Origin of the sequence: Serratia sp. BNK-4 (genome assembly GCF_048685115.1) — a bacterium.
Classification (GTDB): domain Bacteria; phylum Pseudomonadota; class Gammaproteobacteria; order Enterobacterales; family Enterobacteriaceae; genus Serratia; species Serratia bockelmannii.
This window is the reverse complement of record NZ_JBLQTM010000001.1, coordinates 2969911-2991644: the sequence shown is the minus strand read 5'-3', so window position 1 is coordinate 2991644 and position 21734 is coordinate 2969911. Positions and strand designations below refer to the sequence as shown.

Here is a 21734-nt window from a genome sequence, read left to right as displayed (position 1 = left end):
ATCGTAGTATTATAGTGGACAATTGGCCGGGGTAAACCATGATTATACGAAATGCGACGCTCAACGATAGCGCGGCGATTGCCGCTATCTATAACGACGCGGTGTTGAACAGCACCGCCATCTGGAATGAACAAACCGTGGATGCGGCCAACCGCGCGGCGTGGATCGGCGAGCGGCAGGCGGCAGGTTACCCGGTGCTGGTGGCGGTGAACGGCGCGGACAAGGCGATCGGCTACGCGTCGTTCGGCGATTGGCGCGCCTGGGACGGCTATCGCCATACCGTAGAGCACTCGGTGTATGTCCATCAGGCGCATCGCGGCGCCGGGATTGGCAAGGCGCTGTTGATCGCCTTGATTGCACGGGCGCGGGAGATCGGCAAGCATGTGATGGTGGCCGGCATCGAATCCGGCAATCAGGCGTCGATTAAGCTGCATCTGGCGCTGGGGTTCCGCGACGTGGGGCGCATGGAACAAGTGGGCGCCAAATTCGGCCAATGGCTGGATCTGACGTTCCTGCAGCTGACGCTTGACGAGCGGGCGGCACCGCCGACGCGCTGACCCCGGGAGGCAGGGCGATGAATATGCTGTTACTGCTACTGCTGATCGCGGCCGGGATGGGGCTGGTGGTGCAGAATCTGTTGATGGTGCGTATTACCGAAAGCGTTTCGACCATCCTTATCACGCTGGTGATCAACTCCAGCGTCGGTTTGTTGCTGCTGGTGGGGTTGCTGCTGGCCAAAAACGGCCTCGGCGCGGTGGCGGAAGTGACCGGCGCCGCCAGGTGGTGGATGCTGTTACCGGGGCTGCTGGGATCGCTGTTCGTGTTCGCCGGCATCCTGGGCTACCAAAAACTGGGCGCGGCGGCCACCATCTCGATCTTGGTCGCCAGCCAGCTGTGCATGGGGCTGCTGGTGGACGTCTACCGCGCCGGCCCGGCGGCGCTGCGCGAGAATCTGCCGGCGCTGTTGGGCGCCCTGCTGCTGGTGGCGGGCGCTTATCTGGTGGCGAAACGCAGCTTTTGAGGGCGGCTGACATGCAAAAAGCCCGCTCAGGTTTCCCTGAGCGGGCTTCTCTAAATATGGCTCCTCTGACTGGACTCGAACCAGTGACATACGGATTAACAGTCCGCCGTTCTACCGACTGAACTACAGAGGAATCGTGTGAACGGGGCGAATAATAGCGGGGCGGTTGCGGCTTGTAAAGCGCGAAAATGCCCGATGCGTCCGTTTGCTGCAAGATTACCCAACCTGCTGCTTTTTCTCGCTTTTATTGCTTATCCCGCGCGCAGCGCCGCCGGGTTGCCCGTTGTTTGGCGCATTTGCCTGCCGATGGTGCAACGCCTGCCCTGCGCGGTGGCGCGCGCCGCCCGGCGAACGGCCATTTACCGCTTTGTACCCCGCTTCCACGGCCGTTTACCGACTCTGGCCTGGATCTTGCTGTGATTGCATGACCGGATTTCGGCATTCTCAATTTAGCGGCTCGCTGGAGGCACTATGAATTTCAGACGTCTGAAGTACTTCGTGAAAATCGTCGATATTGGCAGCCTGACCCAGGCGGCGGAAGTGTTGCACATCGCCCAGCCGGCGCTCAGCCAGCAGCTGGCGACGCTGGAAGGGGAACTGAAGCAACAGCTGCTGATCCGCACCAAGCGCGGCGTGCAGCCGACCGAGGCCGGCAACATTTTGTATGCCCATGCGCAGACCATTCTGCGCCAGTGCGAGCAGGCGCAGAGCGCGGTCAACAGCGCCGGACAGGCGATGAGCGGCCAGGTGTCGCTCGGGCTGGCGTCGGGTAGCACCGCGGCGCAGCTGGCGCTGCCGTTGCTGCAGACTCTGCGCGATCAGCAGCCGGGCATCCTGCTCAGCCTGCATGAAAACGGCGGCACGACGCTCACCGGGCAGGTGGCTAACCAGACGCTGGACATGGCGATGGTCTACGGCGCCAAAATGCCCGCCGGGCTGCACGCCATCGCGTTGATGCGGGAAGATCTCTATCTGGTGGCGACGCGCGCGGTGCCGCATCCCGGCAACAGCGTCGAGCTGCTGGACGTGGCGCGGCTGAACCTGTTCCTGCCGCGCGAGGGCGATGCGGTGCGCAACCAGCTGGAGGAGGCGATGGCGCTGCGCAAGCTGGCTGCCAACGTGGTGGGGGAGATCGAATCCTCGGGTGCGTTGAGCGCCGCGATCGCCAGCGGGCTGGGGGCGACCGTGCTGCCGGAATCGGTGGCGCGCGCGATGATCGGCCCGGCCAAGGCCTGGATGGCGCGCATCAATGCGCCGACGATGTCGGTGCCGCTGGCGCTGTGCATGTCGGGTCAACAGGCGCTGTCCGCCCCGGCGCTGCTGGTCAAAGACCTGCTGCTGTCGATCGCCGGCGGCCGCAGCCAGGAAAAACGCGCACTGGCACTGGTGCGTTGAGGAAAAAAAGGCCCGCCGCAGCGGGCCTGAGCACCGTTACCGGAACGGCGGTTCGTTGAAGGTGCGCAGCTTGCGCGAGTGCAGACGATCGCCCTCGGCGCGCAGCAGATCGATGGCGCAGATGCCAATCTGCAGGTGCTCGGAGATCGCTCCTTCGTAGAAGCGGTTGGCCTGGCCCGGCAGTTTTATTTCACCGTGCAGCGGTTTGTCGGAGACGCACAGCAGCGTGCCGTACGGCACCCGGAAGCGGTAACCCTGGGCGGCGATGGTGGCGCTCTCCATGTCGACCGCCACCGCGCGGCTGAGGTTGAAGCGCCGCGCCGAAGCGGAGTAGCGCAGCTCCCAGTTGCGATCGTCGGTGGTGACCACGGTGCCGGTGCGCAAACGCTGTTTGACCTCTTCACCGGGCATGCCGCTGACCATCTTGGTGGCGTCGTACAGGGCGCGCTGCACCTCGGCGATGCTCGGGATCGGGATATCCGGCGGCAGCACCGCATCCAGCACGTGATCGTCGCGCAGATAGGCGTGGGCCAGCACGTAATCGCCGATCTTCTGGCTTTCGCGCAGGCCGCCGCAGTGGCCGATCATCAGCCAGGCACTCGGGCGCAGCACCGCCAGGTGATCGCAGATGGTTTTGGCGTTGGACGGCCCGACGCCGATGTTGATCAGCGTGATGCCCTGACCGGTGCGTGAAATCAGGTGATAGGCCGGCATCTGGTGGTTTTTCCACGCCAGATCGGACACCGCCTGCTCGGGCGCGCTGGTTTCCGGCGTGATGTAGGTACCGCCGGCGCTGGAGAGCGCGATGTACGGGCTAGCCGGATCGGCGATCTGCGCGCAGGCCCAGCGCACGAACTCGTCCACATAGCGGGTGTAGTTGGTGAACAGCACGAACGGCTGGAAATGCTCCACCGGGGTGCCGGTGTAGTGCCGCAGACGCGCCAGCGAGAAATCCGCGCGCAGCGCATCGAAATGCGACAGCGGGAAATGGTTGTCGGTGGTGTGATACAGACCGTCGGCGGTCTCGTCACCGATCTGCGCCAGCTCGGTGGTGGGGAAATGCTGCGCGATACCGGCGCTCATTGAGCGATCGAGCGCCAGGCTGGACCCGTCGATCACATAAGGGAACGGGATCTCCTGCTGCGACGGCGCCACTTCAATATGGGCGGCGTAGTCGTGTTCCAGCATCGCCAGCTGTTCGGCCAGATAGTGGCGGAACAGCTGCGGCCGGGTCACGGTGGTGCTGTAGCTGCCGGGATGGGTAAAGCGGCCGAAGGCGCGGGTTTTGTTCGGGCCGGACTGCTGCCCGTCCCAGCTGACGCGCAGCTCGGGATACACGAACAGCCCGGCGGTGCGCGCCTGCGGGTCCGGCAGGGTGCCGTGGCTGATAAAGTCACTGACCGCCTGCCGCAGCGCGTCTACCGCGGCGTCATACAGGGCTTCCAGTTGATCGAGTGCCTGATCGGCGCTGAGGCCGCTGCGAGGTGGGGCATAGCTCATACTTTCTCCTTCGATGTCCCGGCTCTGGGGCGGGATTGGCGGCATTTCACCGTCACAGGTTAGCCGAAGCAGGGCGTAAAAGCTTGGTCGAAATGACGGGCACGGCAAAGAAATTACCGCGCCCGTGAAGGCGGGGGGATCAGGAGGCGGGCGCGGCCGCTTCGACCTTCAGCGATACCAGGCCGATGCCCAGCTTCTTCGGCGTGAAGCCGCCGCTGGCGCTCTCTTTCGGCTCGGTCGGTGCCGGCGGGGTAATGCTGATCTTCTGCGCGCCGCGCGGGTTGTCGAAGCGCAGGGTGACGGTGCTGTCCTGCTCGCCGAGCGACACGAAGCGCTCTTCGTCGCCGACGCGCACCGAAATTGGTTCGCCGACGTTGTTGCCGTAGGCGCGGGCGCGCAGCACCAGATCAAAGGTCTTCGGCAGCGGGTCGACGTAATCGATGTCGACCGCCGGCGCCAGGTTGGCGTCGGACCAGCGGCCCCACTCCTCGACGGCGGAAACGCCGGTAATGGCCTTCACCTGCTCCGGCAGGCCGGGCAGCATGAACTCGATGGCGTCCGCCCGGTATTTCACCGCCGCATCGTCCACCTGCAGGCGAGCGACGGCGTTTTGGTAATCGGCGACGCTGTCCGTCGCCGGGCCGGTGAAGTTCACCTTGCCGTTGAAGCGTTCGCCGCTGGCCTGCGCGATCTGCGGCGGCGAGGCCAGGGTGCCGGAGGCCACGCAGATGTCGGTGCTCAGCGCCAGCTGCGGCGCCCAGACCCGGCCGATCTCGTAGCATTTATCGACCCAGACGAATTTCTCCCCCGCGCCCAGCCCGGCCAGCTGTTTGCGCAGCGGGGTGGAGAGGTAGACGTTGAACATCGGTTCGATGCGGTTGTCGCCCACCCGCAGGATGAACGGCACCTTGTAAGTGACGCCGGAGAAGCTGAAGCTGCGTTGGCGCGTGTCCACGCTGTAGTCGCTGATGCGGTTCGGCAGGCCCCACTGGTTGATCACCGCCGGTTTCCAGCCGTTAATTTTCTCTTCGATATTCAGGAACACCGTAGACAGCGACGGCGCCGACAGGCTGCTGCGGCCGAGGCCGATGTAGTTGTCGCCGCCCATCACGTCCAGCACCGTGGCGCCGTTGTCCAGCGTGCTGCGCTTCTCGTTGCGCTGCTCCGCCTGCGGCCGGGTGCCGTCGATGATGAAGAACAGGTTGCGGCGCTTCTGTTTGGTCAGGATGTCGTAGGCGGTGTTGTTCATCGCCAGATGATCGGAGGAGACCACGATCACGGTGTTGCTGAAATAGGGCGAGCGTTTGATTTTGTCGATCAGCGCGGCGATGTGTTGCTGGCTGCAGGCCACCGCGCTCAGCGAGCGGTTTTCCTTGTTCTGCCAGGCGTAGCTTTTCTTGCTGCAGCCGGCGGAGATAAAGCCGTCCGGGTGATGGGTATCGACGGTCAGGGTAAACAGCGAGAACGGTTGGCGCTGTTTGGACAGCTCGACGAACTTGCCGTACACCACGTCCAGCACGCTGTCGTCGTACCAGCCCCAGTCGTTTTTGTAGCTCGGATCGGCGACCTGTTCGCGCAGCTCTTTGAAGCCGTAAACGTGGTCGAAGCCGTGGGATTTCAGGAAGGTGTCTTTACCGGCGAACGCCAGCTCGGCGCCCTGATAGAAATAGTTGCTGTAGCCGGCGGCCTTCAGCACGTCGCCCAGGCAGACGTTCTCCGGGTAGAAGGTGGAGACCGCGCTGGAGGCGTTGCCGTCGAAGGGCGCGAACAGCGGAATGCCGCACTGTGAGGCGACCATGCCGGCGATGGTGTAACCGGTGCCCGGCAGCTGTTGGGTGTTGCTGAAATCGATGCTGTCCGCGCGCAGGGCGTTCAGCTCGTCGGCCAGGCCGGGAAACAGCTCGGTATCGAAGTAGGTGCGCTCCAGGCTCTCGGCATAGATGTACACCAGGTTCGGCCGCTTGCCCTGCACGGTCTTTTTCGGCGCCTTGTAGTAGGTGGTGAAATCGGCGGTATCGCCGACGATCTGGCTCTTGACCAGCAGCGAGATGTCCTGAAATGCCGGGGTGGTGCCGACCGAAAACAGCGCCAGCAGCACGGCGACGAGGCTGTAGGCCACGCTGCTGCCTTTGGCTTTGCGGCGCAGCAGGCTGCGGGCCAGCACCGCGAAGATAAGCCCCAACGCCGCCAGCAGGCCGATGAACGGCAGCACGTATTTGCTGATGCCCGCGCCTTTGAGGCTGCTGGTGACGGTGTAAATCACCGCGTCGGTGATGCCGTCGCCGGTAAAGTAGTTGCTGGCGATCAGAATAACGTTCAGCACCAGATAGCTGCCGAGCAGCGTCAGCAAAATGGCGAACCACCAGCGGTTGGCGGCGGCCCGGGTGCGATAAATCAAAATCGACGCCAAGAAGAGAACAAAAGAAACGACTGCTAAAACCATCCGCCAAACCCTGTCTGATTGAAAAAACGTTGCTGCCCTGGTCTGCGCCGCTGACCGTGCCGCGGCGCGAAAAGTGAAGGGTATAGCCTATTGCCGGCGGCGGAACAACGCGCGATCTCCCGCTACGGCCGACGAACGGCGGCTATTGTACATTTTTATGACAATAGTGTGACGTTAATCACGCCGACGGCGGCCTCGGCGGCGAAAGCTTGCTGGTCGGAGGTTTCGCTCTACGCTTAATGAGCGCCACGACGGCGCGTCCATCAGCCATTCAGGAGGAAGTATGCAGACGATTTCCGCAGCGGTACTCGACGATCTGGCCCCGCAAGGCGTGTTGCGCGCGGCGATCAATCTCGGCAATCCGGTGCTGGCGCAGGCCGGGCCCGGCGGTAAACCGCAAGGCGCTTCGGTGGAGCTGGCCGCCGCGCTGGCTCGCGAACTGGACGTGGCGCTCGAACTGGTCACCTATGACGCGGCCGGCAAGGTGTTCGCCGACCTGGACAGCGGCGCCTGGAACCTGGCGTTTATGGCTATCGAGCCGGTACGTGCGGCGCAAATCGCCTTCAGCGAACCCTACGTGATCATTGAGGGGACTTACCTGGTGGCGAACGACGCGCCTTACTTTGAGGTGGCGCAGCTCGACAGGCCGGAGGTGCGCATTGCGGTCGGCCAGGGTGCCGCGTACGATCTGTTTTTGTCGCGTACGCTGCAGCAGGCGCAGCTGGTGCGGGCGGCAACTTCCGCCGAGGCGATCGCGCTGTTTTTCGAACGCGGGCTGGAGGCGGCGGCCGGCGTGCGTCAACCGCTGCTGGCCGCCGCGGCCGCCCATCCCGGCTACCGAGTGCTGGATGGGCATTTCACCGCCATTCGCCAGGCGATGGCGGTGCCGCGGCAAAAAACGCAGGGCGCTGCCTACGTGAACGCGTTTATCGAACGCTGCAAGGCCAACGGGCTGGTGAAGGCGGCCCTGCAGCGCAGCGGCCAGGGCGAGGTGACGGTGGCGCCGCCGGCCGCCTCGGCGTGATCAGTCGAGCTCCACCGCATACTGGTCTACCGGGGTGATTTTCTTGATCAGCTTGTTGTCGAACAGGAACTGTTCGTAAGCCTGGTAGCGGGCCCGATCCAACTTGGCCGGATCGCGCGCGAACAGCGGCAGGCTGGCTTGCCACGCCTGTTTGTTCAGCTCGGTATTCAGCTCCGGGTGCGCCTTGGCGAACGCCAGCCAGGTGTCCTGCGGGTGGGCGTGCAGGTAGTCACTGCCTTGCTTCAGCGCGGCGAGAAATTTGCGGATTTTCGGCTCGTTCACCGCATCGCGGTTGGCGACGATGATCAGCTCGTCATAGGCCGGCACGCCGTAGTCTTCGACGTTGAACACCACCGGTTCTTTACCCTGTAGCTTCAGCTCCAGCGCTTCGATGTTGCGGTAGCCGCCGATCACCGCATCGACCTGGCCCGCCAGCAGGGCGCTGGTCAGCTGGAAGTTGACGTTGATAAGCTTGATGTCCTGCGGCTTGAGGTGCTCGTGTTCGACCATGGTGGCCAGCGTCGCCTGTTCGATGCCGCTGACCGAGTAACCCACCGTTTTGCCCTTGAGATCCGCCGGCGACGTAATGTTTTTGTCCAGCGCGATCACCGTATTCAGCGGCGTGTTGATCAGGGTGCCGACGCGCATCAGTGGCAGGCCCTGATCGGCGAAGAAGTGCAGCTGCGGCTGATAGGTGATGGCGAGGTCGGCCTGTTTGGCGGCCACCAGCCGCGGCGGCAGCGCCGGATCGGACGGCGGCACGATCTTGACGTCCAACCCTGCGGCCTTGAAGGCGCCGATCTGCTCGGCCACCATAATTGGCGCGTGATCGGGGTTGATGTACCAGTCGAGCACCAGCGTCAGCTTGTCGGCCGCGCCGGCCTGGCCGGTGAGGGCGGCGCCGAGCAGCAGCCCGCAAACGGTTTGTTTGATCATGGTCGTTCCTTTATCCCTGGTTATGGTTGCAATCATCAGTCGTTTTCCGGCGCCCAGGCGATCAGACGCCGCAGCAGCGCATCCACCGCGGCCCACAGCAGCACGGTCATCAGCACCAAAATAAACAGCGCGGCGAAGCAGACGTCGGTCTGCATGCGCGCGTTGGCGTTCAGCATCACGTAGCCCAGCCCTTCGGCCGAGCCGACCCATTCGCCGATGATGGCGCCGATCGGCGCGACGGCGGCGGCCATGCGCAGGCCGGAGCCGAAGGCCGGCAGCGCCGCCATCAGCCGCACGTGCCGCAGCTGCGCCCAACGCGAAGCGCGCATCGTGCGCGCCAGATCGAGATAGTCGTTGTTGACCCGGCGCAGCCCGTCGAAAAAGGCCGACACTACCGGGAAGAAAATCACCAGCACCGCCATCGCCACCTTGGCGCTCATGCCGAAGCCGAACCACAGCACCAGCAGTGGCGCCAGGGCGAACACCGGTATCGCCTGGCTGGTGAGCACCAGTGGCATCAGCCAGCGCTGCAGCCGCGGCGAGAAGATCATGCACAGCGCCAGCGCCGCGCCGAGCAGCACGCCCAGCACCAGCCCGCTGACGATCTCCGAAGCCGTGACCAGCGTGTGCCAGGCGAGATAGCCGCGCCCGTCCCACAGCGCCTGCGCCACCGCGCCCGGCGTGGGCAGCAGAAAGGCCGGAATGCCGCTTTGCGCCGCCAGCCACCACAGCAGCAGCAGGCCGGCAAACACCGTCAGCCCACGCCGCAGGCGGGTGAGGCCATGCTCTTCGGCAATCTTCATTGCGCGGCCCTCACCAGCTGTTGCAGCAGCTCGGCCTGGCTTTTCAGCAGGTCGGCGTCATCCGGCGCGCGCGGCGGTTGCCCGCTGATACGGTGGGTATCGTCGAGGCCCAGCGGCCAGGGCGACAGTACCAGCAGCCGGTGGCTCAGGCGGCAGGCCTCCATCGGATCGTGGGTGATCAGCAGTACGGTATTTTGCGCCAGCAGCTCGGCGGCCAGGCTTTGGATCTCGGCGCGGGTAATGGCGTCCAATGCGGAGAAGGGTTCGTCCATCAGCACGATCGGCTGGCGTTCGTAGAGCGTGCGGGCGATGGCGGCGCGCTGGCGCATGCCGCCGGACAGCGCGGCGGGCAGGCTGCGGCCATGCGCGGCCAGGCCTACGCGTTCGAGCAGATGCGCCACCCACGCCCGATCCGCCACTTCGCCGCGCAGCCGCGAGCCGAGGGCGACGTTCTCTTCGACGGTCAGCCACGGGTAGAGCAGGTCTTTTTGCCCCATGTAGGCGATGCGCCCGGCGATCGGCAAACCGTCGCTGCCGGTCACCGTACCCGAACTGGCCTGCGCCAGGCCGGCGATGATCTTCAGCAGGCTGGTTTTGCCGGCGCCGCTGGCGCCGAGCAGGGCGACGAAGCTGCCGCCGGCGATGTCGAAGCTCAGCCGGTCGAAGACGATTTGCTGACCGAAACGCAGGCTGAGATCCCGCACCTGGATGCCGGGTGGGAGAAGCGGGGAGGTCATGAGGCGTTCAGCCCCATCTGCCAAAATGCCGATTCCAGCTGGGTGGCGGTGGTGAAAATCTGCGCCAGCTCGGTGAAGCGGCCTTGTGCGCCGCGCTGGTGGCCGACGGTTTCCAGCAGTTCGATGGCGGCACGCACGCCGGCCAGATAGCCCTCGTCGCCGTAGTTGCGGATCCAGGAGGCGTAAGGATTGCCCTCCATCTGAGTGGCGGGATCGTGCAGCAGCCGCAGGCCGATTTCGGCATAGCCGGCCACGCAGGGCAGCAGGCCGGCCAGCAGATCGAGGGCGTCGCCGGCATGGCCGATATCCAGCACGTAGCGGGTGTAGTTCATGGTTTCCGCCGCTTCCGGCTGGGCGGCGATCTGCGCTTCGCTCAGCCCCCATTCGGCGCAGTAGGCCACGTGCAACGGCAGTTCGGCGACGATGCCGTTGAGCGAGGCGGTGGCGGCGCGCATCTCCGGCAGGGTGCGTAGCTTGCTGACCAGCAGCGCGTAGGCGCGGGCGAAGTGCAGCAGAAACAGATAGTCCTGGGTCAGGTAGCGGCGAAAAGCGCGTTCAGGCAAGGTGCCGGCGGCCAGCTGCTGCAGAAATGGATGATCGACATAATCTTGCCAGTGGCTGCCGGCATGGTGGCGCAGCCGGCCGTAAAGACCGCTTTCGAACAGGGTGGTGATGGACATGGGACCTCCTTGAGTCAGTGGAGATCCGGGCACGCTGGGGCATGAACAGGCAACGGGTGAGAGCGTTGTTGCCTAACCGTCCCTTCGCTGGCATGACCCAGATCAGGTTCAAAGGGTTCGGCTTGCGCCATCTCAGCCCGTAACAGGACACCCCTCGGAGCTGCTTGTTATACGACATTTGTTTTTTGATTACAATCGCCGGGCGGTGCGGCGGCAATCGGTTCGTTTAGTGCGATCGAGGGTGATTTTGCTGGCGCAAGGCGCGCGGTTTTTGTCACTGTAGGCCCATGTTTTGCCTCTGAGGATGATGCCCGATGAAAAAGATTGGTTTTCTCTCGTTTGGCCACTGGTCGCCTTCCGCCCAGTCCGGCACCCGTTCCGCGGCGGATGCGCTGCTGCAGTCCATCGATCTGGCGGTCGCCGCCGAAGATCTGGGGGCGGACGGCGCCTATTTTCGCGTGCACCACTTCGCGCGCCAGCTGGGATCGCCGTTCCCGCTGTTGGCCGCCATCGGCGCCAAAACCCAACGCATCGAGATCGGCACCGGCGTGATCGACATGCGCTATGAAAATCCGCTGTACATGGTGGAGGACGCTGGCGCGGCGGATCTGATCGCCGGCGGGCGGCTGCAGCTCGGCATCAGCCGCGGCTCGCCGGAGCAGGTGATCGACGGCTGGCGCTATTTCGGCTATGCCCCGGCCGACGGCGAAACCGATGCGGACATGGCCCGCCGCCATACCGAAGTGTTCCTGGAAGCGCTGCGCGGCGAAGGGTTCGCCGAGCCCAATCCGCAGCCGATGTTCCCGAATCCGCCCGGGCTGCTGCGGCCGGAACCGTTTTCCGCCGGGCTGCGCGACCGCATCTGGTGGGGCGCCGGCTCCAATGCCACCGCCGTCTGGGCGGCGAAGCTCGGCATGCACCTGCAAAGCTCGACGCTCAAGAACGACGAGACCGGCGAACCCTTCCACATCCAGCAAGCCAAGCAGATCCGCGCCTACCGCGCCGCCTGGCAAGAGGCCGGCCACACGCATGAGCCGCGGGTTTCCGTGAGCCGTAGCATCTTCGCGCTGGTGGATCAGCGGGATCGCAACTACTTCGGCGGCAGCGGTAAGGAAGGCGACCAACTGGGGTATATCGATGCGCAAACCCGGGCGATCTTTGGCCGCAGTTACGCCGCAGAACCTGACGCGCTGATCGAACAGCTGGCGCAGGACGAGGCCATCGCCGAAGCGGATACCTTGCTGCTGACCGTGCCTAACCAGCTGGGCGTGGATTACAACGCCCACGTTATCGAATCGATTTTAACCCATGTCGCGCCGGCGCTCGGCTGGCGCTAAACGGAGGAGCTGCATGTCACGCATTTTCATTACCGGCTCGGTGGACGGGCTGGGCCGCGCCGCCGCGCAAACGCTGTTGGACGAAGGACATCAGGTGATTCTGCATGCGCGTGAGCCCGGCCGTCTGGACGCGGTGCGCGATCTGCTGGATCGCGGTGCACAGGCGACGATCGGCGATCTGTCCGATGTGCAGCAGATCCGGCAGCTCGCCGAGCAGGTCAATCGCCTCGGTCGCCCGGACGCGGTGATCCACAATGCCGGTATGTTTACCGGACCGCAGGTGATGCCGGTGAACGTCATAGCGCCCTACCTGCTGACGGCCCTGATCGAACGCCCCAAGCGTATCGTCTATCTGAGCAGCAGTATGCACTTTGACGGCGTGGCGGAACTGAACGGCGTGGATTGGCTTGGCGGCGCCGCAGGCTCTTATTCGGACAGCAAACTGTTCGTCACCGCGCTGGCCGCCGCCGTGGCGCGCCTGTGGCCTGACGTGATCAGCAGCGCGGTCGATCCCGGTTGGGTGCCGACAAAAATGGGCGGCGCGGACGCGCCCGACGATCTGGCGCTGGGGCATGTGACGCAGGCGTGGCTGGTGAGCAGCGATGAACCGCAGGCCCTGGCGTCCGGCGGATATTGGCACCATCAGCAGCGCCTCGAACCCCACGCGGCGGTACACGACGAGGTGTTTCAAACGGCGCTGTTGGCGCAATTGGCGCGCGCTGGCGGGGTGAGCTTGCCGCAGGTTTGAATGGTTATTCCTTCCAGGCCCGTCGAGGTTATCGGCGGGCTTTTTTATGCCCGCAGGGTGAACCCGTGGCGCTTTTCTTATACAGTGGTTGTCTGGCCTGTTTTGCTCTTTCTTGTAATTATCGCCATGCATACATTCCTGATTATCGTCCCTGAAGGGGGCATGCTGTTCGAAGCGGCGGGCATCGCCGATATCCTGATGCAGGCTAATCGCCTGAGTTCCGCCGAGACGCCGCTGTATCAGATCGCGGTCGCCACTACGCAATCTCACCGGGTGGTGCACGGCCTGTCCGGGCTGAGCCTGTTGGCTGACCATCGCCTGGCGGATCTCGATCCGGCCCAGCCGCGCGATACCGTCATTGTTGCCGGCAAGGGGGTAACCGAAGAAGAGGGCGCCCTGGTGGCGGATTGGCTGCGCCGCGCGGCGCCGCAGACGCGCCGTATCGCCTCGGTTTGCGGCGGGGCTCTGCTGCTGGCCGAAGCCGGATTGCTGGACGGGCGGCGGGCGACTACCCACTGGCGGCTGGCGGAAACGCTGCAGGCGCGCTTCCCGCGGGTGCAGGTTGAAAACGGCCCGATCTACGTGCAGGACGGGCCGATTTGGACCTCCGGCGGCGTCAGTTCCGGCTTCGATCTGACGCTGGCGCTGGTGGAGGATGATTACGGCTTCGTGCAGGCGCGCGAAGTGGCGCAGGATCTGGTGATGTTTCTGCGCCGCCCCGGCGGGCAGGCGCAGTTCAGCCGCTACCCGCTCAACCAGGCCAAATCGCCGGGCCCGATCCGCGACCTGCAGTCCTGGATCCTGGAAAACCTCGCCGACGATCTCAGCGTCGATCGGTTGGCCGAACGCGTGGCGATGAGCCCGCGCAACTTTACCCGCGTATTCACCCGCGAGACGGGCATTTCTCCCGCCAAATTCGTCGAAGAAGGCCGGTTGCATACCGCCAGGCAGCGCCTGGAGCAGAGTGCGCAAGGCATCGAGCAGATCGCCCTGGCCACCGGCTTTGGCAACGGCCTTAACCTACGGCGGGTGTTTGAGCGCAAACTGCAGCTGACCCCGAGCGAATACCGCGAACGCTTCCATGCGCGCAATTTGGCGTAAATTGATCGGTAAACGTCATTTACGCCGCCTCGGGGCAGGGCTAGAGTCGAGGCAAAGCCCAAAACGAGGAGTGCATCATGGTGAGAGTAGGCATTAATGGATTTGGCAGGATCGGACGCAACGTGCTGCGCGCGGCGCTGGGGCGCAGCGATTTTGAAGTGGTGGCGATCAACGATCTGACGGACAGCAAAACGCTGGCGCACCTGCTGAAATACGACACGCTTTCCGGCACGCTGGCGGCCAGGGTGGAAGCCGGCGACAACCAACTGCTGCTGGACGGCCGGCCGATTCAGGTGTTTTCGCAGCGCGACCCCGCCGAGATCCCCTGGAGCAGCGTGGGCGTTGACGTGGTGATCGAAGCGACGGGCTTCTTTACCGACAAGGCCAAGGCGGAAGTGCACATCACGCACGGCGGCGCCAAGCGGGTGATTATCTCGGCGCCGGCCAAGAACGACGACATCACCATCGTCATGGGGGTTAACGACCAGCTCTACGATCCGGCGCTGCATAAAGTGGTCAGCAACGGCAGCTGCACCACTAACGGGCTGGCGCCCGCCGCGCAGGTGCTGCATCAGGCGTTCGGCATCGAATACGGGCTGATGAACACTACTCACGCCTATACCAATAGCCAGGCGCTGCACGATCAGCCGGAAAAAGATCTGCGCGGCGCGCGGGCGGCGGCGGAATCGATCGTGCCTTATTCCAGCGGCGCGGCCAAGGCGCTCGGCAAGGTGATCCCGGATCTCGACGGCAGGTTGACCGGTTACTCGCTGCGGGTGCCGGTGCCGGTCGTCTCGATCGTCGATCTGACGGTGACGCTGAAACGCCCGGCGACGGTGGAAGAGATTAACGCCGCTTTCCGCGCGGCGGCGGCATCCGGCCCGCTGAAAGGGATCCTGGGCTACAGCGATGAACCGCTGGTGTCGAGCGACTACCGGGGTGATGCGCGTTCGTCGATCATCGACGGGCTGTCCACGCTGGTGATCGGCGGCAATCTGGTGAAAGTGCTCGCCTGGTATGACAACGAATGGGGCTTCTCCAATCGGTTGGTCGATCTGGCGCTGCTGATGGAAAAACGCGGGCTGTAAACGCCCCATAGCAAAAAGCCCGCTTAAGTTTCCTTAAGCGGGCTTCTCTAAATATGGCTCCTCTGACTGGACTCGAACCAGTGACATACGGATTAACAGTCCGCCGTTCTACCGACTGAACTACAGAGGAATCGTGTGAACGGGGCGCATGATATCCAGCGGCCCCGGGTGTGTCAACGCTAAATTGCCCCAGGCGGTGCGACTGCTCGGTATCTGAGCAATAAGCCCGTCAATCAGCCCATTGCGCGTCGTTTTCCACCTGGCCGCGCAACAGGCGCGCCAGCGGATCCTGGCGGTAGAAGCGGCAAAAGTGCTGATACAGCGCCGGGAAGCGTTCGGCCAGCAGCTCGGGAGCGCTGAAGAAATACTCCGACAGCACGGCGAAGCACTCGGCCGCATCGGTGGCGGCATAGGCATCCATGCTGGCGGCCTCTTCACCGACCATGTCGATCTCGTCCTGCAGGCTTTCCATCGCGGCGTGCAGATCGTGCTCCCAGGCGGCCACCTCGCGCAGTGGGATCGGCGGTACGCCGGTGGCGACGCCGCCGTTGCGCATATCCAGCTTGTGCACCGCTTCGTGGATCACCAGATTGAAACCAGAGAGATCGAAAGAGTCCTGCACGTCTTGCCAGTTGAGCACGATCGGCCCCTGTTCCCAGCTTTGGCCAGACTGCACCACTGGCCCCGAGTGCACCAGGCCGATCTCGTCCTGCCATTCGTCTTCCACCACGAACGGGGTGGGGTAGAGCAGAATTTCGTTGAAGCCGTCGAGGCACTCCGCGCCGAGTTCCAGCACCGGCAAGGCGAACAGCAGGGCGATGCGCGCCTGCATTTGCGAGGTGAGCTGCAGCCCCTGCAGCGGCACGATGCGCTTTTGCTGCAAGATCTGCCCGGCAACGGCCACCAGCCGCTGCTGCTCCTGCTCATTCAGCGGCGAGAGCAGCGGGATCGCCAGCGCGTCCTGCCACTGGGCCTGAGTGTCTGCCTGGGGTTGAGAGGGTTGAGTCGCTTTCCACGGCCATTTAATCATCAGGTTGCTCGTAAAGTCGTCACTTGAACGTTCAGCGGTGTGCTAATGCTGTAAAAATGCCGTAAAAGCGGGCATGATAGCAAGCGTTGTTAGGAGAGATGCCGGAGCGGCTGAACGGACCAGTCTCGAAAACTGGAGTAGGGGCAACTCTACCGGGGGTTCAAATCCCCCTCTCTCCGCCACTTTACCCCTCGTTGTTCCCTATCGAATCAAAATCCTTTTCTTTCGCTAATGCTTGTAAACCGTTCGATCTGAAACCGGTTTGCGTTGGCCGAGATCCTTTTCCGCATTATAACCCGTGCAATATCAACGAATAGCATTTTGCGATTATGTTCTTCATTTTGTGAGCCATGTTGCGCTTAAACCCGGTGCGGCGCTTGTGGTAAGCCCAGTGCTAGGCGCAGGCCAATCATGCTGAAGGTGTGAAACCGCCACGATGATAATGCCTGCCGGCAGGGGCGTGCATGGCCTGACTCCGCTATCCCTTGAAGCGTTTGCCAGACTGACAACATGCCCCACATCTCCAGGGTAGCGTGTATTTACACGCGATTTTTCGTGCACTAATATGTGTGCACATGCACATAAAAACGGTCTCCTCTCCGCCGCGATGGGAATAGAAGGGACTGAACGCCCGGAAACTGGAGGATTTGCCATGAGTTTGCTCGATTGCGCACTGGATTTTCGTCACTTCATTGAGGAGTTGCGTCGCAGAAACGATTTGGTCGACGTGCATCAGCAAGTTTCCGCCGACCTGGAGATAGCGGCTGTCTGCCGCCGGGTCTATGAGCAACGGCTTTCGGCTCCGCTATTTCATCATGTGGCGGGCGCGATGCCGGGGGCTCGCATTCTCGGCGCGCCGGCCGGCATGCTCGCTTCTGCGGAACATGCCTATTCTCGCCTCGCCCTCCATTTTGGCCTACCGCCAGAGAGCTCCCCGCGAGATATCGTGGCGGCGATTCGCCGGGCGGTGAAGGCGGAACCGCTTGCCCCCGATTATTGTTCGACCGGCCCGGTGAAAGAGAATATTTGGCGAGGTGACGAGGTTGATCTGGCACGCTTCCCGGTGCCTCTGCTGCATGAACGGGATGGCGGGCGCTATTTTGGCACCTACGGGTTCCATGTCGTGCAATCCCCGGACGGGAAGTGGCACAGCTGGGGCATCGGCAGGCTCATGATGCTCGATCGCAATCGTCTCACCGGCCCGGCAATCCCCACCCAGCACATCGGCATGATCCGTGAAATGTGGCGTCGGGAAGGGAAACCTACGCCGTGGGCGATGGTGCTCGGGGCGCCGCCTGCCGCGGTGGCGGTCGCGGGGATGCCGTTGCCGGCCGGCGTCAGTGAGCCTGACTATGTCGGCGCGTTGCTCGGTAAAAGTGTCACGCTCACCCAAGCGGAAACCAACGATCTCTGGGTGCCGGCCAATGCGGAAATTGTGCTGGAAGGTGAAATCAGCCTGACGGAGACGGCGCTGGAAGGGCCGATGGGGGAGTATCACGGCTATCAACACCAGCAGGGCCATGAACAGCCGGTGTTCCATGTGCACGCGATGACGTTTCGCGATGACCCCATTTTGCCGATTTGCGTCGCCGGCACGCCGCCGGAAGAAAATCATACGATCTGGGGCACCATGATATCGGCCCAACTGCTGGAAACCCTGCAGAGCGCGGCATTGCCCGTCGACTTTGTCTGGTGTTCCTATGAGGCGGCAACCTGTTGGGCGGTGGTGTCCGTCGATATTGAAAAACTGGCCGACATGAGGACCAACGCGGCGGATTTTGCCGGTAAGGTGGCGGAAGTAGTCTTCGGTTCGCATGCGGGCTACCTGATCCCCAAACTGATTCTGGTCGGCAATGACATTGATATTGTCGATATCAATCAGGTGGTTTGGGCGTTGGCTACGCGCTCACATCCGGCGCGCGATCATTTTATTTTCCCGGACGTACGCGAGTTCCCGATGGTGCCGTACCTGTCGGAAGAAGACAAGGCGCGCGGCAGCGGCGGCAAAGCCATCATCAACTGCCTGTTCCCCGAGCAGTTCAGCGGCGTAACACGTGCGGGTACCGCCTCTTTCAGGCACTCGTATCCGGAACAGGTCAGGGTAAAAGTCGAGGCTAATTGGAAACAGTATGGGTTCTGAAAAAAAAGACAGGCATAGCGGCCGACGGGGAATGGGATTGCCCGACGGTGCGCTTTACAGGATGACGGAGGTGGTGCGTCACCGCGAAAAACGGCTGTCTGCGTTACTCGCATTGCAAGGGCTCAGCCTCCATGAGTGGCGCGCGTTGCGTATTCTCTACAGTTTTCCGGGCGACGTGGCCATGAGCGAGGTGATAGCGCATTCGCAGACCGATCGCACCGCGCTAGGCCGTACGATCACCCAACTGGTTAATCGGGGGTGGGTCGCGCGCTTCCCCGATCCGGAAGATAAGCGCGCGGTATATCTGCGCGTCATGCCGGCGTCTCGCCCCATTTTTGACCAGGCGAGGCAATGGGTGGCGGATTATGACGCCCAACTGATGGCCTGCCTGGATGACGCGGGGCTCAGTGCCCTGGATGACGCTTTGCAACGCATGATGTTGTTTATCGATACCCCTTAGCTATTCCGGTCCCAGTTGCGGAGAAAACGCTCGGTGGCGGGGGCGCCGTTTTATCCCGCTTGACCGCATTCTGCTGCACGATGCGGTGTTGTACTGTTGACCGCAGGTAAGGTAATTTGCTGATGGCAATGATGACTGACGCGGGGGCAACGGACATGAACGAAAGAATCGACTACCACATCGAGAAATACCATTTCGCGCCGCTGGATGAAGCCCCGCGGCTCGCGCACCAGTGGAGCGAGGTGTTGAACGAGTGCCGCGAGACGCAGGCCGGGGCGGAAGAGCGTCTGCGCATTGCGCTGCTCAATGTGGACTACGTGACCAGTTTTGAATTGCCATTTCGCTTATTGCTGGTGCGGGCACCGCAGCTGATTGCCGGCCTGCGTGATGAGTTGTCGATCAGTCAAAAAAATGTGGTGTTCAACGGCAAGCGCTTTGGCTGTGTCTACAGCCTGAAAAGCGATTTGAGCGGCGTGCCGGAGGCTTTCCAATACGGCCTGTCGACCCGTATTCACCGAACATCTGCGTCGGGCGTGGATGCGCTGCCTTACCGGGAAATTGCCAAAGCGCTCAAGGCGCCGCGTGAGCGGCTTAAGCTGGCGCTGGAGCAAGGGTTGCCGGTGACGGCGCTGGATGGCTTGTTTTGGTTCGGCATCCAGCGCATTGCTGCCGAGGTGCGCAGGCTAAGAAAAACTGGCATGGCGATCGTGACGGCGGAAACGGAGATCTTCGACACCCTGACCGGCACGACGCGCAAGGTCCCAGTGTACCGCCTGGCCGAGAGTTGATGACTGGTTGGTTACTTGTTCAGAAGTTAAATACTTTATTTCGCATTTATTTATGCGAAGCAAAGCCAATAAGCTTGGCGATAAAAATATCAAAGCTGATGTTGTAGCCGTTATTTAACTACATGTGGTTGGTGGCTGGTTAATAATTTATTTGGGTTTTTTTACGTTTTGTTTAAACACCTTTTATTCTATTTTTATATAAATCTATTCAACGTTTTAAGTGCGGATTTATCAAAGAGTATGCATTGGTGAGTATATTTTCTCAATTCTGGTATGGGTTTTTTATTCAAGGGGAATGGACATAATAAACGTTTGCTGCCAAAACTATATAGACTAAACGCTATAATTCGATAGCTGTTTTTATTGATGTTGTCAATATTCCATTCTACTTTGTCAAGGTTGGAGGTGTTATAGCTACTTTGAGATACTTGATAATATCTGGGTTGAAGGTCAATTAACCGGGCAATGCTCATAGCCCTATGAGAAACATGATTAATTAATGATGGCGCGAATAAAATGATCAACATTGTGACGGTGCTTATACCAAGAGAGATTCGTTTCATTTTAATGGCAGTGCTATTGCTTTCGGAATAAAGATAGATCAGTCCAGGTGTAAGAGACAGGAACATAATGGAAAGCCACAGTAATATCAGTAAGAAGGGGGCGCTATCTTGATTGTCGGCATATATCAGTAGTAATGAAGACGTAGAACAGGCGGCTGATATAAATAAAGAACTTCCCGTGATAAACAAGCTTGTCCAAAATCCAGTGGTGAGATAAGGATTTTTTTTCAATAACAACCAAGTTAAAAGTAACGATGATATGGCACCTGGAGCTAGCCAGAGCGCAGAGTTATTTGATGTCCAGGAGTTTAACAAAGATAGGGCGAGTAAAATCATATTTACTACTGTAATAGCTAAAATATACCAGACTGATTTTTTTCTGTTATTATTGCTTATGACCAATCCTAATCTGCCTTGTACAAGAAAGATAGAGGGGGCGAAAATCAAGAAAGTAAAAGCCATCAAAGAGAGTGTTGCAGTGAAAAGTATTAATATCGTTTGTGGGGTTGCCTCAATAGATTCATCAAATATATCAGGTCTGCCAATGTACCGGGTGTAAGTCCACAAGGTTAGGAAGCATAGTAGAATTGATATCGGTGACAAGATACCTATAATCCATCCATAGTTTTTCTTTATTATGTTAATTAGTTTTTCGAATGAATTCTCTGGGCCTGTCTCCATCAGACTATCTCCTATATTTAGTGGGTAAAGTGACTCTATTGATCGGCTCGTAATTGGTTGATAACTCTATCTTCCCACTCCATCACTGATTTAACACTGACGACAATCAATTCGATGATGGATTCTCGCGGACCATTTCTCCACTCAGAACTATTATAGAACTCTTCTTGGGCGGATTTGAGATGCTCCAAACTGTCATAAGCGCGTATTAAATAATAAGAATCAGTAGCGTGTAGGGAATTCCCATAATCGATGACATCTATTCCGTAGCGTATGTGTAGCGGTATACTAATATCTTTCATGATGTTATGAAATCGTAATCCACTATTAGGTTTTAAAGTATATAAAATTATCTCAATAATCTTCATATTCCCTCCTTGGGTTTTAAATAATAATGCCATACTGAGTACTGTATTTACAAACAGTATTTTCGCTGTACAGGTACAGATGCTTAGGTGTCATGGTAGTTTTAGCTGCTGTCCCCGCGACCCAAATCGGGGTAAAATGCAGCAGTTCACCTTATCGCACGTCATCAGGCCGTCGTACTCGCTATGAAAATGCGCAAACCCCGTCGTCCGCCCGGGCGGTGGATTTATTACATCCTGCATGAAGACATGCTGTGGCCCTGCCCGGTCAAATGGGAGTGGGAGAGCGGCTATAACGCCTGGCTGCCGTTTTATTATTCCCCTACGCTGGAATTCGTCGCCGGCAACCCCGCTCGCGCCACCAAGGTCAGCAGCGGCCGGCGCTAAGCGCGCTGCCCGCCTTGCCGCCCGGCATCCGCTCACCTAAGATCATTGCATCACCCACAGGTTTCCGGGAGCGCCCATGTCTACTCTGTTTCGCACGTTTCTTTGCGGCGCGGTGGCGTTGCTGCTGCTTGCGGGTTGTCAGCAGACGGCGCATCGACCGGCGCCGCCGCTGCAGGCGCAATTGGATCACATCGCTCTGATGCTGGCCGGCGGGCATTTCCTGCGCGTGGACTGCGGGCGCAGCGACGTGCCGGACGACGTGAAATTGCAACGCACCGCGATGCGTGCGGCGCAGCATCGCGGCTGGGATACGCATGCGGTAGGGTATCGACAGTTGCCGACGCTCACCCAGGCGCGTTACCTGACTCTGCAGCAGGACAATCAGCTGCTGACGGACAAATGCGCCACGCTCAGCCGCAGTACCGCGCGTTTTATCGCGGCGGCGCAGGCCGATCAGGAAGACTACATGGAGTAGCGTTGGGTAAGCCTGTCGGGCGCTCGTTACGG

The 21734-nt window shown here is 60.9% G+C and carries 23 protein-coding genes, 3 tRNA genes and 1 riboswitch; of the genes, 15 read left to right on the top strand and 11 right to left on the bottom strand.

Translation table 11 applies throughout. The features are described 5' to 3' along the window. Positions 1–38: 38 nt before the first annotated feature. Together ACMGGW_RS14360 and ACMGGW_RS14355 are read left to right on the top strand one after the other, a co-directional pair. Positions 39–557, top strand: coding sequence for a GNAT family N-acetyltransferase (locus tag ACMGGW_RS14360; RefSeq protein WP_148123570.1), 519 nt, complete (start codon positions 39–41; stop codon positions 555–557). A 23-nt stretch (positions 558–580) separates the two neighbouring features. Continuing rightward, positions 581–1021, top strand: coding sequence for a DMT family transporter (locus ACMGGW_RS14355; protein ID WP_148123875.1), 441 nt, complete (start codon positions 581–583; stop codon positions 1019–1021). Between the two features lie 57 nt (positions 1022–1078). Here ACMGGW_RS14355 and ACMGGW_RS14350 read toward each other — a convergent pair. Next, positions 1079–1154, bottom strand: a tRNA-Asn gene (locus tag ACMGGW_RS14350). A 62-nt stretch (positions 1155–1216) separates the two neighbouring features. Here ACMGGW_RS14350 and ACMGGW_RS14345 point away from each other — a divergent pair. Together ACMGGW_RS14345 and nac are read left to right on the top strand one after the other, a co-directional pair. Next, entirely contained in the window at positions 1217–1441 is a 225-nt protein-coding gene (locus ACMGGW_RS14345; RefSeq protein WP_164067409.1) for a hypothetical protein, read from the top strand. Between the two features lie 51 nt (positions 1442–1492). Further along, positions 1493–2416 (top strand): nitrogen assimilation transcriptional regulator NAC, encoded by a 924-nt coding sequence (gene nac / locus ACMGGW_RS14340; RefSeq protein ID WP_043139985.1) that lies wholly within the window; start codon positions 1493–1495, stop codon positions 2414–2416. 36 nt (positions 2417–2452) lie between these two features. On the opposite strand, the gene ACMGGW_RS14335 is transcribed toward nac, so the two are convergent. Both ACMGGW_RS14335 and opgB read right to left on the bottom strand, forming a co-directional pair. Continuing rightward, positions 2453–3916: an AMP nucleosidase gene (locus tag ACMGGW_RS14335; protein WP_127146046.1), complete on the bottom strand. Its 1464-nt coding sequence runs from the start codon at positions 3914–3916 to the stop codon at positions 2453–2455. A gap of 139 nt (positions 3917–4055) precedes the next feature. After that, positions 4056–6359, bottom strand: coding sequence for a phosphatidylglycerol--membrane-oligosaccharide glycerophosphotransferase (opgB, locus tag ACMGGW_RS14330; protein WP_049205537.1), 2304 nt, complete (start codon positions 6357–6359; stop codon positions 4056–4058). Between the two features lie 283 nt (positions 6360–6642). Here opgB and ACMGGW_RS14325 point away from each other — a divergent pair, with 283 nt between their 5' ends. Beyond that, on the top strand, positions 6643–7383 hold the full coding sequence (locus tag ACMGGW_RS14325; protein WP_033651824.1) for a transporter substrate-binding domain-containing protein: 741 nt from the start codon (positions 6643–6645) through the stop codon (positions 7381–7383). Here the strand turns inward: ACMGGW_RS14325 and ACMGGW_RS14320 are convergent, their stop codons facing one another. From ACMGGW_RS14320 to ACMGGW_RS14305, 4 genes are read right to left on the bottom strand one after another with little or no spacing between them, the layout of a single operon-like run. Then, entirely contained in the window at positions 7384–8319 is a 936-nt protein-coding gene (locus ACMGGW_RS14320) for an ABC transporter substrate-binding protein (protein WP_197832307.1), read from the bottom strand. Between the two features lie 35 nt (positions 8320–8354). After that, on the bottom strand, positions 8355–9122 hold the full coding sequence (locus tag ACMGGW_RS14315; protein WP_049209462.1) for an ABC transporter permease: 768 nt from the start codon (positions 9120–9122) through the stop codon (positions 8355–8357). Further along, on the bottom strand, positions 9119–9859 hold the full coding sequence (locus tag ACMGGW_RS14310; RefSeq protein ID WP_025303401.1) for an ABC transporter ATP-binding protein: 741 nt from the start codon (positions 9857–9859) through the stop codon (positions 9119–9121). The genes ACMGGW_RS14315 and ACMGGW_RS14310 overlap by 4 nt, the downstream gene beginning before the upstream one ends. Then, a complete protein-coding gene (locus tag ACMGGW_RS14305) occupies positions 9856–10539 on the bottom strand; it encodes a TenA family protein (RefSeq protein ID WP_043140011.1) in 684 nt (227 codons plus the stop codon). The genes ACMGGW_RS14310 and ACMGGW_RS14305 overlap by 4 nt, the downstream gene beginning before the upstream one ends. Before the next feature lie 62 nt (positions 10540–10601). After that, positions 10602–10704: riboswitch (TPP riboswitch) on the bottom strand. 149 nt (positions 10705–10853) lie between these two features. On the opposite strand from ACMGGW_RS14305, the gene ACMGGW_RS14300 reads away from it, so the two are divergent. The 4 genes from ACMGGW_RS14300 (at position 10854) to gap (ending at position 14813) form a co-directional block, all read left to right on the top strand. Further along, on the top strand, positions 10854–11876 hold the full coding sequence (locus tag ACMGGW_RS14300) for an LLM class flavin-dependent oxidoreductase (RefSeq protein ID WP_025303399.1): 1023 nt from the start codon (positions 10854–10856) through the stop codon (positions 11874–11876). A gap of 13 nt (positions 11877–11889) precedes the next feature. Further along, positions 11890–12624: an SDR family NAD(P)-dependent oxidoreductase gene (locus ACMGGW_RS14295; protein ID WP_164099733.1), complete on the top strand. Its 735-nt coding sequence runs from the start codon at positions 11890–11892 to the stop codon at positions 12622–12624. A 126-nt stretch (positions 12625–12750) separates the two neighbouring features. Then, positions 12751–13725 (top strand): GlxA family transcriptional regulator, encoded by a 975-nt coding sequence (locus ACMGGW_RS14290; protein WP_197832306.1) that lies wholly within the window; start codon positions 12751–12753, stop codon positions 13723–13725. 77 nt (positions 13726–13802) lie between these two features. Continuing rightward, complete coding sequence (gene gap, locus ACMGGW_RS14285) at positions 13803–14813, top strand: type I glyceraldehyde-3-phosphate dehydrogenase (protein ID WP_025303396.1); 1011 nt, start codon at positions 13803–13805, stop codon at positions 14811–14813. 54 nt (positions 14814–14867) lie between these two features. Here gap and ACMGGW_RS14280 read toward each other — a convergent pair. Beyond that, positions 14868–14943: transfer RNA gene (locus ACMGGW_RS14280), tRNA-Asn, on the bottom strand. A 99-nt stretch (positions 14944–15042) separates the two neighbouring features. Continuing rightward, positions 15043–15843 carry a DgsA anti-repressor MtfA gene (gene mtfA, locus ACMGGW_RS14275; RefSeq protein WP_025303395.1) on the bottom strand — a complete coding sequence of 267 codons (801 nt, stop codon included), beginning with the start codon at positions 15841–15843 and terminating at the stop codon, positions 15043–15045. Positions 15844–15935: 92 nt separating this feature from the next. On the opposite strand from mtfA, the gene ACMGGW_RS14270 reads away from it, so the two are divergent. From ACMGGW_RS14270 to ACMGGW_RS14255, 4 genes are all read left to right on the top strand, one after another. Continuing rightward, positions 15936–16025 (top strand) — tRNA-Ser (locus tag ACMGGW_RS14270). Positions 16026–16495: 470 nt separating this feature from the next. Then, positions 16496–17983 (top strand): UbiD family decarboxylase, encoded by a 1488-nt coding sequence (locus ACMGGW_RS14265; protein WP_049203987.1) that lies wholly within the window; start codon positions 16496–16498, stop codon positions 17981–17983. Beyond that, positions 17973–18443, top strand: a complete 471-nt coding sequence (locus ACMGGW_RS14260) for a MarR family transcriptional regulator (RefSeq protein ID WP_197832305.1) — start codon at positions 17973–17975, stop codon at positions 18441–18443. The genes ACMGGW_RS14265 and ACMGGW_RS14260 overlap by 11 nt, the downstream gene beginning before the upstream one ends. A 155-nt stretch (positions 18444–18598) precedes the next feature. Next, a complete protein-coding gene (locus ACMGGW_RS14255; RefSeq protein WP_025303392.1) occupies positions 18599–19231 on the top strand; it encodes a helix-turn-helix domain-containing protein in 633 nt (210 codons plus the stop codon). 194 nt (positions 19232–19425) lie between these two features. On the opposite strand, the gene ACMGGW_RS14250 is transcribed toward ACMGGW_RS14255, so the two are convergent. Both ACMGGW_RS14250 and ACMGGW_RS14245 read right to left on the bottom strand, forming a co-directional pair. Then, positions 19426–20475, bottom strand: coding sequence for a hypothetical protein (locus tag ACMGGW_RS14250; RefSeq protein ID WP_197832304.1), 1050 nt, complete (start codon positions 20473–20475; stop codon positions 19426–19428). Positions 20476–20510: 35 nt separating this feature from the next. Beyond that, positions 20511–20843: an NIPSNAP family protein gene (locus tag ACMGGW_RS14245; protein WP_060447869.1), complete on the bottom strand. Its 333-nt coding sequence runs from the start codon at positions 20841–20843 to the stop codon at positions 20511–20513. 183 nt (positions 20844–21026) lie between these two features. Between ACMGGW_RS14245 and ACMGGW_RS14240 the strand changes: the two genes are divergently transcribed. Beyond that, positions 21027–21227, top strand: coding sequence for a hypothetical protein (locus ACMGGW_RS14240; protein ID WP_016927170.1), 201 nt, complete (start codon positions 21027–21029; stop codon positions 21225–21227). Between the two features lie 76 nt (positions 21228–21303). Then, positions 21304–21702 (top strand): type II secretion system pilot lipoprotein GspS, encoded by a 399-nt coding sequence (gene gspS, locus ACMGGW_RS14235; RefSeq protein WP_025303389.1) that lies wholly within the window; start codon positions 21304–21306, stop codon positions 21700–21702. Positions 21703–21734 lie beyond the last annotated feature (32 nt).

Bases quoted from the DNA above. Each gene is read 5' to 3' on its own strand.
- ACMGGW_RS14355 (WP_148123875.1), top strand. From the start codon at position 581: ATGCTGTTACTGCTACTGCTGATCGCGGCCGGGATGGGGCTGGTGGTG.
- ACMGGW_RS14290 (WP_197832306.1), top strand. From the start codon at position 12,751: ATGCATACATTCCTGATTATCGTCCCTGAAGGGGGCATGCTGTTCGAA.
- ACMGGW_RS14245 (WP_060447869.1), bottom strand. From the start codon at position 20,843: ATGAAGATTATTGAGATAATTTTATATACTTTAAAACCTAATAGTGGA.
- gap (WP_025303396.1), top strand. From the start codon at position 13,803: ATGGTGAGAGTAGGCATTAATGGATTTGGCAGGATCGGACGCAACGTG.
- ACMGGW_RS14360 (WP_148123570.1), top strand. From the start codon at position 39: ATGATTATACGAAATGCGACGCTCAACGATAGCGCGGCGATTGCCGCT.
- ACMGGW_RS14315 (WP_049209462.1), bottom strand. From the start codon at position 9,122: ATGAAGATTGCCGAAGAGCATGGCCTCACCCGCCTGCGGCGTGGGCTG.
- ACMGGW_RS14255 (WP_025303392.1), top strand. From the start codon at position 18,599: ATGAACGAAAGAATCGACTACCACATCGAGAAATACCATTTCGCGCCG.
- ACMGGW_RS14320 (WP_197832307.1), bottom strand. From the start codon at position 8,319: ATGATCAAACAAACCGTTTGCGGGCTGCTGCTCGGCGCCGCCCTCACC.
- ACMGGW_RS14295 (WP_164099733.1), top strand. From the start codon at position 11,890: ATGTCACGCATTTTCATTACCGGCTCGGTGGACGGGCTGGGCCGCGCC.
- opgB (WP_049205537.1), bottom strand. From the start codon at position 6,359: ATGGTTTTAGCAGTCGTTTCTTTTGTTCTCTTCTTGGCGTCGATTTTG.
- nac (WP_043139985.1), top strand. From the start codon at position 1,493: ATGAATTTCAGACGTCTGAAGTACTTCGTGAAAATCGTCGATATTGGC.
- ACMGGW_RS14345 (WP_164067409.1), top strand. From the start codon at position 1,217: ATGCGTCCGTTTGCTGCAAGATTACCCAACCTGCTGCTTTTTCTCGCT.
- ACMGGW_RS14325 (WP_033651824.1), top strand. From the start codon at position 6,643: ATGCAGACGATTTCCGCAGCGGTACTCGACGATCTGGCCCCGCAAGGC.
- ACMGGW_RS14240 (WP_016927170.1), top strand. From the start codon at position 21,027: ATGAAAATGCGCAAACCCCGTCGTCCGCCCGGGCGGTGGATTTATTAC.
- gspS (WP_025303389.1), top strand. From the start codon at position 21,304: ATGTCTACTCTGTTTCGCACGTTTCTTTGCGGCGCGGTGGCGTTGCTG.
- ACMGGW_RS14310 (WP_025303401.1), bottom strand. From the start codon at position 9,859: ATGACCTCCCCGCTTCTCCCACCCGGCATCCAGGTGCGGGATCTCAGC.
- mtfA (WP_025303395.1), bottom strand. From the start codon at position 15,843: ATGATTAAATGGCCGTGGAAAGCGACTCAACCCTCTCAACCCCAGGCA.
- ACMGGW_RS14260 (WP_197832305.1), top strand. From the start codon at position 17,973: ATGGGTTCTGAAAAAAAAGACAGGCATAGCGGCCGACGGGGAATGGGA.
- ACMGGW_RS14305 (WP_043140011.1), bottom strand. From the start codon at position 10,539: ATGTCCATCACCACCCTGTTCGAAAGCGGTCTTTACGGCCGGCTGCGC.
- ACMGGW_RS14265 (WP_049203987.1), top strand. From the start codon at position 16,496: ATGAGTTTGCTCGATTGCGCACTGGATTTTCGTCACTTCATTGAGGAG.
- ACMGGW_RS14335 (WP_127146046.1), bottom strand. From the start codon at position 3,916: ATGAGCTATGCCCCACCTCGCAGCGGCCTCAGCGCCGATCAGGCACTC.
- ACMGGW_RS14250 (WP_197832304.1), bottom strand. From the start codon at position 20,475: ATGGAGACAGGCCCAGAGAATTCATTCGAAAAACTAATTAACATAATA.
- ACMGGW_RS14300 (WP_025303399.1), top strand. From the start codon at position 10,854: ATGAAAAAGATTGGTTTTCTCTCGTTTGGCCACTGGTCGCCTTCCGCC.